We start from the raw sequence: 13740 nt of genomic DNA on the forward strand, positions 1-13740 counted from the left end.
CCGTCTTTCTGGATCTTTCAGATTCCTGTCCGGTTACGCAGTCGATTCTCCCCAAGCACTCCCCACGCTGCTCGTCCTCCCCAGATTCTCCCCGAAGCCCTCCCTCGTCAGTGGTAGTTGAGGCATTGCGGGAGACTCCTTCGATAACTTTCCACGGTCACTGAGAGTGGTCAGGCAGCACATGTATGGCTGGGACCGAGCCCCGTCCTGGTGCCTCGACGCGTGGCCCTTCTGCTTCTTGTCGCAAGTGTTCGCACCCCACTTGGTGCGCAGAGCGGTGGGTGAAGGGGTCGGCGTGGACCCCGGAGAAGGCCTCCATGCATGTTCCGTTCAATCGGAACACGTGATCGGTGGCGACAAACGGGGTGCCAAGCAGTGTTGATGCGGCGTCCCCGACGCTGCCGGTGGCCGCGTGGGCGATGCCGGCTTAGAAGCGTCGGCTCACACCGGGCGTTTCCGACGTCCTGATAGTGGCCCTCCTGCTCCATGCGGGCGCCGTTGCATCCGTATGGCTTGGAAGGGGCGAGGGCGAAGGTCGACGGCCCTTGCCCGCCTCCTCGGGCCGTCAGGAGTCAGTCAATCAAGGTCCGCCCGCATGCAACGGCATGCGGGCGGCCCGCCTCGGCGGATGCCGAGGGCCCGCCAATCCGCCGTCGGACCTGCTCCGGATTACACCGGGACGCCGATCACGGGAGAGCGAGAGAAGTGACGATGACATCGACGCCGTGGGACGACCGCTGCAGCCCGGAGCGCATGGCACGCTTCGGGCGCAGGACGGCCGTTGTGGGTTCCGGGGTCGCGGGACTGACCGCCGCGTACGTCCTCGGGCTGGGCGGTCACGTCACCCTGTATGAGGCCGACGACCGGCTCGGCGGACACGCGCACACCCACGAGGTGACGTCGTCGCACGACGGGCGGGTGCACCGCGTCGATTCCGGATTCATCGTGCACAACCGGCGCACCTACCCGCATCTGCTGCGGCTGTTCGACGAGCTCGGCGTCGCCACACAGGAATCCGAGATGAGCATGTCGGTGCGGTGCGAGGGGTGCGGGCTGGAGTACGCCGGCGCGCGCGGCCCGGCTGGACTGTTCGCCCAGCCCCGCAACCTGCTGCGCCGTCCCTATCTGCGGCTGCTGGCCGAGGTGCCCGCCTTCCACCGGGCAGCCCGCAGGCTGCTGGCTTCCGACGGACGGGACCGACTGACGCTGGGCAGGTTTCTCGACCGGGAGGGGTTCTCCTCCTACTTCCGTACCCACTTCATGACACCGCTGGTCTCGGCCGTGTGGTCCTGCGACGCCGCCACCGCCCAGCGCTACCCGGCCGCCTACCTGTTCCGCTTCCTGGCACACCACGGGTTGCTGTCGGTCGGCGGCTCACCGGTGTGGCGCACGGTCAGCGGAGGTTCACGGGAGTACGTCGACCGGATCGCCAAGCACATCGATGATGTCCGTACCGCCACGCCCGTGCGGACCGTGCGGCGGCACGCGGACGGGGCCGACGTCACCACCGCGGACGGCTCCACGGAGTCGTACGACGCCGTGGTGATCGCCGTCCACCCGGATCAGGCGCTGCGGCTCCTGGCCGACCCGACCGAGCGGGAGCAGGAAGTGCTCGGCGCCTTCCGCTATGCGCGCAACACCACGCTCCTGCACACCGACACCCGGCTGCTGCCGCGCACGCGCGGGGCTCGTGCCTCCTGGAACTACCTGATGCCGTCGTGCTCGGCCGGCGTGGACCGGGTGCGGGTCAGCTACGACATGAACCGGCTGCAACGCCTGGATGCCGCTGAGAAGTTCGTGGTCACTCTGGGCGGCGAGGACCGCGTCGACCCGGGACGGGTACTGGCCCGCATGGTCTACGAACACCCCCTCTACACGCCCGAGTCGGTGGCCGCGCAACGGTGCTTGCCCGAACTGGCCAGTGCCGTCTGTGTGTTCGCGGGCGCCTATCACGGCTGGGGGTTCCACGAGGACGGCTGCCGCTCCGGCGTCCAGGCCGCCGCGAGTCTGGGAGCGCGCTGGTGAACGCCGTACCCGCCCTCTACTCCTGCACGATCACCCACATACGGACCGAGCCCCGGCGCTCCGCGCTGCGCCACCGCACGTACATGTGGCTCGTCGACCCCGACAGTCCGCCGATGCTCCCGCGCCCGCTGAGGCCGCTCGCCGGGTTCGATGCCCGTGACCACTTCACCGGCGAGGCCTCCTCGATCCGTGCCGGTCTGGACGCCTTCCTCGCCGCGCACGGCACACGACTGGACGGCGGGCGTGTGCTGATGCTCACCCACGCCCGCGTCTTCGGGTACGTCTTCAACCCCCTCACCCTGTACTGGTGCCACGGTCCTGCGGGCGACCTGCGCTGTGTGGTCGCCGAGGTGCACAACACGTACGGCGGCCGCCACTGCTACCTGCTGCGCCCGGACGAGACCGGGAGCGCACGCACCGAGAAGGCGTTCTATGTCTCGCCGTTCTTCCCTGTCGACGGGCACTACCGCATGCGGCTGCCGCGCCCCGGTCACGGGCTCGACCTCACCGTTCACCTGGACCGCGAGGAGGGCCGCGCCTTCACCGCGACGGTGCGGGGCAGCCGGCGTGCGGCGACCGTCCCCCACCTGCTGCGGCAGGCGCTGCGCCACCCCTGGTCCACCCTCGCCGTGTCGGCCGCGATCCGGTTCCACGGCATACGCCTCTACCTGCGGGGGCTGCCCGTCCGGCCCCGACCCGACGACCACCGCACCCCGGAGAACGTGACGTGAGAACAGCAGAGCAGCACACCACACCCGACGGGCGCACCCCCGCCGCAGTGTCTCCCGCCCGCTGGCCGGACATAGCCGCGGCTCCGCGGGCATCATGGCCCCGCAGGACCATGACCGAGGCCGTCGTCCGGCGAGCCCTGCGCGCGCTGCCGGTGCGGGCCCGGTTCGCGGGCGCGGACACCGTCGGGCTGGGCGGGCCGCTGCTGGAGGTACGCGACCCTGCCGCCTTCCACGCCCGCGTCGGCACCGGCGGTCTGGTGGGGTTCGGCGAGTCCTACATGGCCGGGGAGTGGGACGCGCCCGACCTGGTCGCCGTCCTCACGGTGCTCGCCGCGAACGCCGCGGAACTGGTCCCGGTCCCGCTGCAACGGCTGCGCGGCCTGTGGGCGCTGCGGCACCCGCACCACGAGCGCAACACACCGGACGGCTCGCGGGCCAACATCAGCCGTCACTACGATCTGTCCAACGACCTGTTCGCCCTGTTCCTCGATGACACCCTCTCCTACTCCTCGGCTCTCTTCCGCGGTTTCCCGGCGAGTTGGGACCTGTTGGCAGCCGCCCAGCACCGCAAGATCGACCGGTTGCTCGACCTGGCTGACGTCGGCGAGGGCACCCGGCTGCTGGAGATCGGCACCGGCTGGGGCGAACTGGCCCTGCGCGCCGCCGCCCGCGGTGCCCGCGTCACGTCACTGACCCTGTCGCAGGAACAGCGGGCGCTGGCCCTTGAGCGGGTGCGCGCGGCAGGCCTTCAGGAGCGGGTCACGGTCGAGTTGTGCGACTACCGCGAGGCACGCGGGGAGTACGACGCCGTCGTCAGCGTGGAGATGATCGAGGCGGTCGGCGCGGAGTTCTGGCCGGTCTACTTCCGCGCCCTGGACGCGCGGCTGGCGCCGGGCGGCCGGGTGGCGCTTCAGGCCATCACGATGCCGCACGACCGGATGCTCGCCACCCGTTCCACGTTCACCTGGATCCACAAGTACGTCTTCCCCGGCGGGTTCATCCCGTCCACCCGGGCGATCGAGGAGACGGTCCGCGACCACACGCGGCTTCGACCCGCCCGGCGTGACGGCTTCGGCGCGCACTACGCCGAGACACTGCGGCTGTGGCGGGAGCGCTTCACCGAACGCGCCGACGAGGCCGAGGCGCTCGGCTTCGACGCGACGTTCCGCCGGCTGTGGACCTTCTACCTGGCCTACTCCGAAGCAGGGTTCCGCTCCGGCTATCTCGACGTCCAGCAGTACCTGTTCACCAAGGAGAACCCCGCCCGATGAGTACCGCACCCACCACAGTCCGGCGGGGCGCCGCACACCAGCTCGCGGCCCTGGTCCAGGGCGTCCTCGGCGGCCCCCTGCCGGTGCGCCTGCGCGCCTGGGACGGCAGCGAGACCGGCCCGGCCGACGTGCCCGTCGTCGTCCTTCGCTCCCGGCACGCCCTGCGCCGACTGCTGTGGCAGCCCGGGGAGTTGGGCCTGGCGCAGGCATACGTCACCGGCGAAATCGATGTCGACGGCGACCTGGCCCAGGGGCTGCGGACGGTGTGGACCGCCCAGCGGGACCGGGCCCGGCGCCCGCCCCGGTTCACGCCCGCAGACCGCGCCCGCGCTCTCGCCACAGCCGTTCGGCTCGGCGCGATGGGGCCGCCCCCGCCCGCCCCCGCGTCCCAGGCCCGGCTGCGCGGCGGCCTGCACAGCAAGGCTCGCGACCGGGCGGCGATCAGCCACCACTACGACCTGTCCAACGACTTCTACCGCTTGCTCCTCGACGACACGATGGCCTACTCCTGCGGCTACTGGGCGAGCGAGGACCCCAGATTCGGGCCCGCCGACGCCCAGCGGGCCAAACTCGAGCTGGTCTGCCGCAAGCTCGCTCTCATGCCGGGGGCCCGGCTGCTGGACATCGGCTGCGGGTGGGGCTCGCTCACCCTGCACGCGGCCGAACGGCACCGGGTCCGGGTCACGGCGATCACGCTGGCCCGGGAACAGGCGGCGTACGTGCGCGAGCGGGTGCGGACGCGCGGTCTGACCGATCTGGTGGAGGTGGAGTGCCGCGACTACCGGGACATCGAGGGCGGCGGGTACGACGCTGTCGCCACGATCGAGATGGGCGAGCACGTCGGCGACGCCGAGTACCCGGCTTTCGCCGGCGCCCTGCACCGGCTCGTCAAGCCGGGCGGGCGGGTACTGGTGCAGCAGATGTCGCGTGGCCGTGACGCGCCCGGCGGCGGGCCGTTCATCGAGGCGTACATCGCGCCCGACATGCACATGCGGCCGCTGGGCGAGACGGTCGGCCTGTTGGAGAGTGCGGGCTTGGAGGTTCGGCACACCGAGTCGCTGCGCGAGCACTACGTCCGCACCGTCGGCGCCTGGTACCGCACCCTGGAAGAGCGCTGGGAGTCGTTCGCCGCGCTGGTCGGCGAGGAGACCGCCCGGGTGTGGCGGCTGTACCTGGCCGGCGGGGCGCTGGCGTTCGAGGAGGGCCGGATGGGAGTCGACCAGATCCTGAGCGTACGGCCCGGACCCGGGGGCGTCAGCGGCATGCCGCCAACCACGCACCAGTGGTATGAGGGACTGTGAACGGCTTCCCCTGGAACGCGTTCGCGCTCAACCTCGCCTGGGCCGCCGCCGCTGCTCTTGCGGTCATGCTGGTGACCTTCGCCAGCGCGGTGCGCGCGGGTGTGCACCGTATCGTCGACGTGGCCTGGGGGATTGGCTTCACCGCCGTGGCCGTGGTGACCTTCGCTGCCTCCGCCGGGGAGGGGGACCCCGTACGACGGCTGCTGGTGACCGTCCTGACGGCCGTGTGGGGGCTGCGTCTCGCCGTGCACATTGCCCGCCGGGGCCGGGGGCACGGCGAGGACCCGCGCTATGAGGCCATGCTGGCCAAGGCGCCCGGCAATAGGAACGCCCACGCCCTGCGGATGGTCTATCTGTTGCAGGGCATCCTGGTCTGGCTGGTGTCCCTGCCTGTCCAGGCTGCGCAGTACGTTTCCGGGTCGCCGTCGGTCCTCGACTGGGCCGGTGTGGCGCTGTGGGCGGTCGGCCTCGGCTTCGAGGCGGTCGGGGACGCCCAGCTCGCCCGGTTCAGGGCCGATCCCGCCCACCGAGGCAGGATCATGGACCGCGGGCTATGGGCCTGGACCCGGCACCCCAACTACTTCGGGGACTTCTGCGTCTGGTGGGGCCTGTTCCTCCTGGCGTGCGACTCCCCGGCGGCGGCCGCGGTGTCCTTCGTGTCCCCGGTGGTGATGAGCCTGCTGCTGACCCGGGGCAGCGGAAAGCGGCTGCTGGAACGGCACATGGCCGAGCGGCCCGGCTACGCCGAGTACGCGGCGCGCACCAGCGGCTTCTTCCCCCGCCCACCGAAGCAGAGGTGACGGTCCTGACATGACGGAACCGTGCGAGAAGGACGTGATCACGGCCCAGCCGCACGCGAGCGTGCTGCTCCCCGTGTCGTGCCCGCCCCGGCCCAGGGCAGCCGTACTTGTGCTGCCGGGCGGCCGCGAGGTGAGCTACAGCCCCGCCCGGCCCTGGCAGCCGGCAGCGCTCCGCATGGTCCCCGTCGCGCGGTCGGTCTCCGCCGTGCTCCGGGGGCAGGACGTCCTGGTCGCCCGGGTCCGCGACCGGCTGCGGGGCTGGAACGGCGACGCTGCCGACCCGGTACGGGACACCCTTCTGGCGCTGCGGGAACTGACCGAGCTCGCGGGCTCCGTTCCCGTGGTGCTGCTGGGCCACTCCATGGGAGGCCGCGCCGCGCTGCACGCAGCCCGCCATCCACACGTGCGGGGCGTGGTGGGCCTCGCGCCGTGGTGGCCTGTCGGCGAGCCGGTGGAGCAATTGAAGGGGCGGCAATTGGTGGCGTTGCACGGCGACCGGGATCGTGTCACCTCACTGGCCGAGACGGCCGACTACCTGCGCCGAGCGCGGGTCACGGCAGTACGCGCGGGGCTGGCCGTCGTCGGGGGCGGCGACCACGCAATGCTGCGCCGCGCCCGCCTGTGGCACCACACGGCCTCGGCTGTCGTCGCCCACTTGCTCGACCCGGACGGTACGCCGGATCCACTGCCCGAAGGCTCCTATGGAACAACGGACTTCCCCGTACTCTGACCGCCCGGCGCCCGGCGCACCTCCGTGTCCCTGGGGGACAAGGGGCCGATGGCTGCGGCAGCAGTCACCAACGCCGAGTCAGTCAAAGTGGCATCGACCGTCGGGCAGAACCCCCGCGATGATCACCCAGGCAAAGAGATCAACGGCCGCGAACGGCATCTCGTCGTCGACACTCGGGGCCGGCTGCTGATGGTCCAGGTCACCACCGCCGAAATGCGGGATCGTGCCTCGGCCGAGGGGGTCGTCCCCCGTCTGCGGCTGACGTACCCCGAGATCACCATCATCCGAGCCGGTCGCCTGTACGGCAGCCCCGTGCCCTGGAACAAACACCATCGGAACCTCACATCTGCGATCCGGCGCCGCTTCACGGACAACGCCGGGGGCCCGCAGAGCAGCGCCCTGCCGACCACCCGGCCATGCCAGTGATACGTGGCTACCTCTGGTCGAGCGGGAGGGCCAGGTCGGTGACTTGGTACTTCTTGGGGAAGGCGCCCTTGTCGGTGGCCTTGCCGGTCAGCAGGTTCACCCCGTAGAGGCGGTAGGCACCGGCCGTGCCGACGGCGGCGAATCCGTGGTTTCCGCCGCTTGCGCGGTCGTAGTAGATGTCGAAGCCGACGTTCAGGGCGGCGTTGACGCCGAGGCTTCCGGTGGGGGCGAGGGTTCCGGCGTTGGCGGGGGACTGCAGGGAGACCCTGTCGGCCATCGTGTCGAGGTCGAACAGGGTTGTCGCGGTCGCGTCGTTGAGGTCATTGTTGGAGTAGGCGGCGCCGGTGACGCCTCTGGCGGTGGAGGGCGGGGTGGTGGGGTTGGTGAGGGTGCCGTCGACGGTGGTGGTGCGCGGGGCGGCGGGGTCGTCGATGTTGTGCCGCAGGTTCTGCCCGGTGTCGGAGATGACGCGGAGCCGGTTGGCGGCCGGGTTGAAGTCCACGCCGAACGAGGTGCCGGACAGCGCGACGGTCAGCTGGGAGACCTTCTTGGCTTTCGCGTACCTGTTGAGGGTGTAGACGCCGCCCCGGTTCCCGACGCCGTACAGTTTCCCGTTCTGCACGCGGAAGTCGATTCCCACGAGTCGTCCGTCTCCGGCCAGTCCGGAGACCTTGCCAAGCGACCAGACATCGCCGGGCTCGTCCACCTCGAAAGCGACGAGACGCTGATCTGCGGTCAGACCGACCGACGTCAGCTCACCGTGCCTGGCGGAGGCTGGGGCCTCAGCGGCTGCGACGGGGGCGGCGCTCGACGCGGCGAGGATGGCAGCGGCAGTCACAACTGCGCTTTTGCGCATCTTCGTTCCCTTCTTTCCTCGTACCCCGGACCGAATCACCGAGGGCTCTGAGGGGAATCCGGCACTGGATGCGCGGCGGATGGGCAGTGGTCGCCTGCGCCACCCGAATGGCCCGCGAAGAACCCCCCAGGTGATTCATTGGGGCGGAGCGCGGATGCACTCCTGTCGGCCGGTCCGTGACGCGGGGAAACCTGAAAGGGCCCGGCCACCGCGTGTGCGATGCCCGGGCCCTGAGTGCTCGTCAACTGGCGGGCATGAGGACGGTGTCGATGATGTAGACGTTGGCGTTGGCGGTCTTGACGTTGCCGCAGACGACCTTGGCGGAGTCGTTGACGGTGTAGGACTCGTCGGAGCCGGCGGTGGTGAGCTTGGACTTCTCCAGGGTGTCGTAGGAGCCGTTCTCCAGGTCGGCGGGCGTGAGCTTCTGGCCGACGACGTGGTAGGTGAGGATCTTCGTCAGCTGGGCCTTGTCATTGAGCACCTTGTCCAGGGTGGCCTTGGGAATCTTGGCGAAGGCATCGTTGGTCGGCGCGAACACGGTGATGTTCTGAGCGTTGTTGAGGGTGTCGACGAGGCCGGCCTTCTTGACCGCGGTCACGAGGGTGGACAGTGCGGGGTTGTTGGAGGCGGCGGTGGCGACGGGGTCCTTGGCCATGCCGTCGAAGGAGCCGGCACCGTTTGCGGGCACCGAGGAGCAGGCCGTTCCGAAGGGCTCGTCCGCCGAGGAGTTGCTGCCGGAACCGGTCATGCCGTCTTCGGAGGCGGAGGCGGACGCCTTCGGCGAGGAGTCGGACTTGGCTGAGTCGCTGCCGCTGTCGGAGCAGGCGCTCAGAGCCAGGGGCACGACGGCCACGGCGGCCAGGGTGACGGCGGTACGGCGGATACGGGTGTTCATGGTGTCTCTCCTGTTGAGTCGTGCAGCCGGAGCCGCATCGGTACGGGGATGGGGAAAGGTGGCTTGAGGGGTCATTCGACGGTCACGGCCACGGAGTGCCATCCGCTGGCGCCGTCGGGGATGGTGCGGGTGCGCTTCTCGGTCTGCACACGGCCGGTGCGGTCGGTGGCGCGCACGGTGAGGGTGTGGCTGCCTTTGGCGGCCTGCCAGGGGAAGGACCACTGGCGCCAGGTGTCGCGAGAGTCCTCGGCGGCGAGCCGGGCCTCCTGCCAGGGGCCGTCGTCGACGCGGACCTCGACCTTGTCGATGCCGCGGTGCTGGGCCCAGGCGACACCGGCGACCATCACCGTCCCGGTGCGGGGACGTGCGAAGGGCTTGGGGGTGTCGATGCGTGCCTGGGTCTTGATGGGTGCCTTGCGGGCCCAGTCGCGCTTGACCCAGTAGGGGTCGTAGGCGTCGAACGTGGTGAGCTCGAGGTCCTCGATCCACTTGCAGGCGGAGACGAAGCCGTAAAGGCCGGGTACGACCATGCGGACGGGGAAGCCGTGAGCGAAGGGCAGCGGCTCACCGTTCATGCCCAGGGCGAGGAGTGCGTCGCGGCCGTCCATGACGTCCTCGACGGGGCTGCCGATGGTCATGCCGTCCACCGAGCGGGCCACAAGCTGGTCGGCCGGGCCGCCCTTCGACGGGGGCCGTACCCCGCACTCGGACAGCAACTCGGCCAGTCGCACGCCGATCCAGCGGGCGTTGCCCACGTACGGGCCACCGACCTCGTTCGACACGCACGTGAGCGTGATGTCCCGCTCGACCAGCTCACGCCGCAACAGGTCGTCGAACGACAACACGAGTGGCCGGGAGACGCCCTTGCCGTGGATGCGCAGCCGCCAGGTGGTGGCGTCCACCTTCGGCACGACCAGCGCGGTGTCGACCCGGTAGAAGGAGCTGTTCGGCGTGGTGAAGGAGCTGACCTCGCGGATCCGCAGCTGGGCGCCCCGGGGTATCGGTTCGGCCGCGGAGGCGGGAGGGGGCAGCACGATGTTTTGGCGGGAGGCCACCGCGTCCCGGCGGTTGGAGCCGCTCAGAGACCGGCCCAGCGCCCCGGCCCCGGCCGACGCAGCAGCGGCAGCAGCCGCCATGACGACGAACCCGCGCCGGTCCCACTGAACACCGGAAGGCGTCGCACCCTTCGCGGTCGTGGCCGGGCGTCGGGAGGGGAGGCGGCCCGCGAGGATGTACAGCAGTGCGGCCCCGGCCACGGCGCCCGCCAGGGAGGGCAGAGCATCCAGCACACCCGTCGAGTCGGGCCTGCTCGTCGCCGCGAGGGCGCCGACCGCACCGAACAGCAGCACACCCGACGCCGCGGTCCGCCGGAACCACAAAGCGGCAACTCCCAGCAGCAGTGCGAAAGCAGTCAGCACCGCGAGAATTCCGAGCTGGAGAACGAGCTTGTCGTCCGTCCCGAAATTGCGGATCGCCCAGTCCTTCACGGCGGCGGGCGTCCGGTCGATCGCCGCACCGCCGACCGCGACGACGGGACCTGACTGCGGGCGCAATGCCCCGGCCAAAGCCTCGGCCGACGCAAGCGCCGCGAAACCCGCCAGCACACCGCTGAGGGCGCCCAGCGCTGACAGGCCAGGCCTTGTCCGGCGTTCCTTCTCGCTCTCGGTCACGTGGGGAATCCGGTCCCGGAGCCCGGGTGGATTGGCCGTACCCACGATCGAATGAATTGCCTTCTCCGACCAATCCGGGCCCGCTGCTGCTACGGATGAAAGGAAAGTTGTCAATTTCTGCAGCCGCCGTGCGGAACCCTGCTCCGTAACAGGGACGGCTTGGCAATGTCCAACCCGCGAAAGACCGGGAGGAGTTACGAGGTGGCGCCAGTCCGAAACACGGGGCGCACCGCCGGAGGCCGGCGGGCGGGACGATACGGCCGATGTCCTGCCGCTCGTCCGCACCGCGAAGGAGACGAGGACGCCTTCGCCATGCTCGTGCAGGCCACGTTCCTGTGCTGATCCGGCTGGCCAGGAGCCTGCCCGGGACCTGCCACTGGTTCCAGGACGTCGCACAGGACGGCCCCATCGGAGCCTGGCCGTGGCCGTCGGCGTTTCAGGGGGGCGCTTCCTTCGGCTGGTTGTTCAGGATCGCTGCCAACCGCTGCTTGAACTTGCTGCCTGCGCGGTCGGCCGGCAGGCCCCCTGGAGATGACGGAGAGGGAATGGTCGCCGTGCACACCGCGCCCCGGCCCGCTGGTCAGGGACTCTGCGTGGTCAACAACGAACGCCATTGGGCATCGTTACCGGTGTGGCGCGGCGGCCTCACATGTCCTACATGCACGCTGCGGCTTCACTTGGGCGGCAGGCTCGCCGCGAAGGTGCATCCCTCCTCCACCCAGGCGCCGAGCGCCTCGTCCTCCGCTACCGCGGAGCCGTCCACAACGACCCAGCCGCGCATCGGACGACCGGTCATGTCGAAGATCCGCGCCCCCGGTCGTGCCAGTGCCGCGTCCGTCGCCTCCGGGCCGACTCTGACCATGAGGTCGTTGCCCGTGACGCCCACGGCCATGTTGCCGCGGTACAAGAAGGCCAGCCCTCCGAACATGCGCTTCTCGCTGATCTCCGGGTCCGAGCTCAGCCGTTCCCGGATCCGCTCGGCAAGTCCTTCGTCGTATGCCACGTCTCACCCCTGTTCTACTTCCCCTTGCTCCATGAGGCGTGCTTCCAGATCCCGGAGGTCCTTGACGAGGTTGCCCCGCACCTGGCGTGCGAGCAGCGGGGCGGCGAGCCGGTAGAAGCCGCCCTCTCCGCCTCGGACACGGATGCGGGCCAGGGTGCCGTCAGGGCGGGGCTCGAAGCTGTACGTGACGTGCATCGGCATCGGGCCCGCCACCGAGACCATGTCCAGCAAGCCGGGCGGATCGTACGCGGCGACCCGCAGCACATAGTCGATGCGTCGACCCAGAAAGTGCGCCGTTCGGGTGACCTCGGCCCCAGCGCCGAAACCCCCGCCGTCCGCCTCTCTTGTCAGCTCGGCCATGCGGATTCCCTGGGTCCACTCGGCGTCGTACCGCCAGTCCATGGCGTATGCGGCCACCCGCTCGCGCGGCAGTGGGACGACCCGCTCTGCCGTCACGTCGATCGTCATGAACTCCACCTTCCTCGCTACCACCCGGCGTCACCACCCGGTGAGCAGCAGATGGTTGAGGAGGAGGGTGAGTACGGCCTGGGCGGTGAGCCAGACGCGGGGTCGGGTGAGGAACGCGCAGGCAGGCAGAAGCCACACCGCGAAGGGGAGCCAGATGCGTTCGGTCTCGGCCTTGCTCATGCCGGAGAGGTCGGCCACCAGGAGGGCCAAGAGGGCCGCGGACACGAGAATGGCGAGGGCGACATGGCCGGGCGGTTCGGTGCGATGCCGAACCAGCACGGCACCCGTCCGCCGCAACCCCGCTGCCGTCGCCAGACCCATGATCAGGACGGCGCAGGCGAGGTTCGCCCACACCCAGTAGCCGTAGGGGCGGATGCCCCCCACGCCCTGGTAGTAGCGCCTGACCAGGAGGTGGTACGCCTCCCACCAGTCGAACCCGGCGAGGGTGAAGGCCACAGGCACCACGGCCAGACCGGCGATCAGCGCCGCGAGCAGCACGGGCCGTTCTCGCAGACGATGTCGGCCCAGCAGCAGGACCGCCGCGCCGATCACCGCGAGGAGCGCGAGGCCGTACGAGAGGTAGCAGGTGAGCCCGAACAGTAGGCCGGCTGCTGCCGCCCACCACGACGACCGTCCGCTGACCGCGAGCGCCAGCAGCGCCACGGCCCACGCCCCGACCGCCGCGAAATACGCGTCAGCCGAGGCGCCCATCCACACCGCGGCCGGAGCCAGGACCAGGAAGGGCGCCGCTCGTCGCGCGAGGCTCTCACCGACCAGCGCCCGTACCGCGATCAGCACGGCCACACATGCCGTCGCGCCGACCACGACGCACCAAACCCCGGCCCACCCCCCGCCCCGCAGGCCCATCCGGTCGAGGAGCACGAACGTGAGGGGCGCTGCCGGAGGGTGCCCGGCGACGTGGGCGGGCCAGTTGTCCGGTGCTCCCACGAGGATGTGGTCGGTGAAGTCCCGAATGGTGGCCGGGATGTCGTCGAAGCGGTCGATGACCTGGAGGTATTCGTGTCGGGCGGTAAGACGGCCCGCGATGCCGCGCTGCCAGCCGTCGATCAGGGCGAGAGAGGCGATCCAGGCCGTTGCCGTCGCCCAGGCCGTCGCGAGCAGGGCGCGCCAGGGCAGCCGTGCGGCGAGGACGGGGCCGTACACGACACCGGCTGCCCCCACGACCAGGGCTGCTGGGGTGCCGGGGCCGATGTGCGGGTCCCAAGTGGCAAGCAGTGGTGGCCACTTGACGAACAGAGTGTGGCGGGAGTGCTGGATGTGCCGTCCGACCAGGACAGCCGCCGTGACGAGGAGAGCGGCGGCCAGGGCGGCGTACAGATCGCGTCGGAAGGGGCGGGTCACATCCGAACGCTAGGCCGGGAGATCTGCCAGATACGGCCGTCCGGGCCGGATGTCAGCGTGTCGACGTGGGTCGCGGGCCCGTTTGCGGGGTGTGCTGGATCTACGGTAGAGCCATGACGCGGTCACCGTCCTCGCCGGGCCTCTGGCGCACCCCCTGCGCGGCCTGTGGCCGACCCCGGCGCTCGGCGTCGTCCTGCTGGCA

At 70.5% G+C, this 13740-nt stretch carries 13 protein-coding genes and 1 pseudogene; 8 read left to right on the plus strand and 6 right to left on the minus strand.

The window, feature by feature from the left end:
• Positions 1 to 753: 753 nt before the first annotated feature.
• The 7 genes from ACZ7M7_RS24040 to ACZ7M7_RS24070 are packed head-to-tail and all read left to right on the plus strand — an operon-like array spanning position 754 to position 7284.
• A complete protein-coding gene (locus ACZ7M7_RS24040) occupies positions 754 to 2025 on the plus strand; it encodes an NAD(P)/FAD-dependent oxidoreductase (RefSeq protein WP_472120275.1) in 1272 nt (423 codons plus the stop codon).
• Positions 2022 to 2756 (plus strand): DUF1365 domain-containing protein, encoded by a 735-nt coding sequence (locus ACZ7M7_RS24045; protein ID WP_472120136.1) that lies wholly within the window; start codon positions 2022 to 2024, stop codon positions 2754 to 2756. The genes ACZ7M7_RS24040 and ACZ7M7_RS24045 overlap by 4 nt, the downstream gene beginning before the upstream one ends.
• Positions 2753 to 4027: a class I SAM-dependent methyltransferase gene (locus tag ACZ7M7_RS24050; protein ID WP_472120137.1), complete on the plus strand. Its 1275-nt coding sequence runs from the start codon at positions 2753 to 2755 to the stop codon at positions 4025 to 4027. The genes ACZ7M7_RS24045 and ACZ7M7_RS24050 overlap by 4 nt, the downstream gene beginning before the upstream one ends.
• On the plus strand, positions 4024 to 5328 hold the full coding sequence (locus tag ACZ7M7_RS24055; RefSeq protein ID WP_472120139.1) for a class I SAM-dependent methyltransferase: 1305 nt from the start codon (positions 4024 to 4026) through the stop codon (positions 5326 to 5328). The genes ACZ7M7_RS24050 and ACZ7M7_RS24055 overlap by 4 nt, the downstream gene beginning before the upstream one ends.
• Positions 5325 to 6128: a DUF1295 domain-containing protein gene (locus ACZ7M7_RS24060; RefSeq protein WP_472120141.1), complete on the plus strand. Its 804-nt coding sequence runs from the start codon at positions 5325 to 5327 to the stop codon at positions 6126 to 6128. Before ACZ7M7_RS24055 ends, ACZ7M7_RS24060 begins: the two co-directional genes overlap by 4 nt.
• 10 nt (positions 6129 to 6138) lie before the next feature.
• The gene (locus tag ACZ7M7_RS24065; protein ID WP_472120143.1) at positions 6139 to 6858 is read left to right on the plus strand and encodes an alpha/beta hydrolase; all 720 of its coding nucleotides are present in this window, start codon (positions 6139 to 6141) and stop codon (positions 6856 to 6858) included.
• 48 nt (positions 6859 to 6906) lie between these two features.
• On the plus strand, positions 6907 to 7284 hold the full coding sequence (locus ACZ7M7_RS24070; protein ID WP_472120145.1) for a hypothetical protein: 378 nt from the start codon (positions 6907 to 6909) through the stop codon (positions 7282 to 7284).
• 7 nt (positions 7285 to 7291) lie between these two features.
• Here ACZ7M7_RS24070 and ACZ7M7_RS24075 read toward each other — a convergent pair whose 3' ends face one another.
• The 3 genes from ACZ7M7_RS24075 to ACZ7M7_RS24085 form a co-directional block, all read right to left on the minus strand.
• Complete coding sequence (locus ACZ7M7_RS24075) at positions 7292 to 8140, minus strand: DUF4394 domain-containing protein (RefSeq protein ID WP_472120147.1); 849 nt, start codon at positions 8138 to 8140, stop codon at positions 7292 to 7294.
• A gap of 241 nt (positions 8141 to 8381) precedes the next feature.
• Positions 8382 to 9035: a fasciclin domain-containing protein gene (locus tag ACZ7M7_RS24080; RefSeq protein WP_472120149.1), complete on the minus strand. Its 654-nt coding sequence runs from the start codon at positions 9033 to 9035 to the stop codon at positions 8382 to 8384.
• A 71-nt stretch (positions 9036 to 9106) separates the two neighbouring features.
• On the minus strand, positions 9107 to 10705 hold the full coding sequence (locus ACZ7M7_RS24085; RefSeq protein ID WP_472120151.1) for a sulfite oxidase: 1599 nt from the start codon (positions 10703 to 10705) through the stop codon (positions 9107 to 9109).
• 263 nt (positions 10706 to 10968) lie between these two features.
• Here ACZ7M7_RS24085 and ACZ7M7_RS24090 point away from each other — a divergent pair.
• Positions 10969 to 11193: pseudogene (locus ACZ7M7_RS24090) on the plus strand (RNA polymerase sigma factor); the annotation flags it as partial.
• 185 nt (positions 11194 to 11378) lie between these two features.
• Here the strand turns inward: ACZ7M7_RS24090 and ACZ7M7_RS24095 are convergent.
• The 3 genes from ACZ7M7_RS24095 to ACZ7M7_RS24105 are packed head-to-tail and all read right to left on the minus strand — an operon-like array spanning position 11379 to position 13538.
• Positions 11379 to 11708 (minus strand): TfoX/Sxy family protein, encoded by a 330-nt coding sequence (locus ACZ7M7_RS24095; protein ID WP_472120153.1) that lies wholly within the window; start codon positions 11706 to 11708, stop codon positions 11379 to 11381.
• A 3-nt stretch (positions 11709 to 11711) separates the two neighbouring features.
• A complete protein-coding gene (locus ACZ7M7_RS24100) occupies positions 11712 to 12176 on the minus strand; it encodes an SRPBCC family protein (RefSeq protein WP_472120155.1) in 465 nt (154 codons plus the stop codon).
• 30 nt (positions 12177 to 12206) lie between these two features.
• On the minus strand, positions 12207 to 13538 hold the full coding sequence (locus ACZ7M7_RS24105; RefSeq protein ID WP_472120157.1) for a hypothetical protein: 1332 nt from the start codon (positions 13536 to 13538) through the stop codon (positions 12207 to 12209).
• Between the last annotated feature and the right edge of the window lie 202 nt (positions 13539 to 13740).

It is taken from the genome of Streptomyces sp. NPDC111606 (assembly GCF_055656945.1).

What these genes read in the sequence shown, in the direction of transcription:
- ACZ7M7_RS24040 (WP_472120275.1), top strand. Translation starts at nt 754, where the DNA reads ATGGCACGCTTCGGGCGCAGGACGGCCGTTGTGGGTTCCGGGGTCGCG.
- ACZ7M7_RS24075 (WP_472120147.1), bottom strand. Translation starts at nt 8,140, where the DNA reads ATGCGCAAAAGCGCAGTTGTGACTGCCGCTGCCATCCTCGCCGCGTCG.
- ACZ7M7_RS24055 (WP_472120139.1), top strand. Translation starts at nt 4,024, where the DNA reads ATGAGTACCGCACCCACCACAGTCCGGCGGGGCGCCGCACACCAGCTC.
- ACZ7M7_RS24065 (WP_472120143.1), top strand. Translation starts at nt 6,139, where the DNA reads ATGACGGAACCGTGCGAGAAGGACGTGATCACGGCCCAGCCGCACGCG.
- ACZ7M7_RS24080 (WP_472120149.1), bottom strand. Translation starts at nt 9,035, where the DNA reads ATGAACACCCGTATCCGCCGTACCGCCGTCACCCTGGCCGCCGTGGCC.
- ACZ7M7_RS24070 (WP_472120145.1), top strand. Translation starts at nt 6,907, where the DNA reads ATGGCTGCGGCAGCAGTCACCAACGCCGAGTCAGTCAAAGTGGCATCG.
- ACZ7M7_RS24100 (WP_472120155.1), bottom strand. Translation starts at nt 12,176, where the DNA reads ATGACGATCGACGTGACGGCAGAGCGGGTCGTCCCACTGCCGCGCGAG.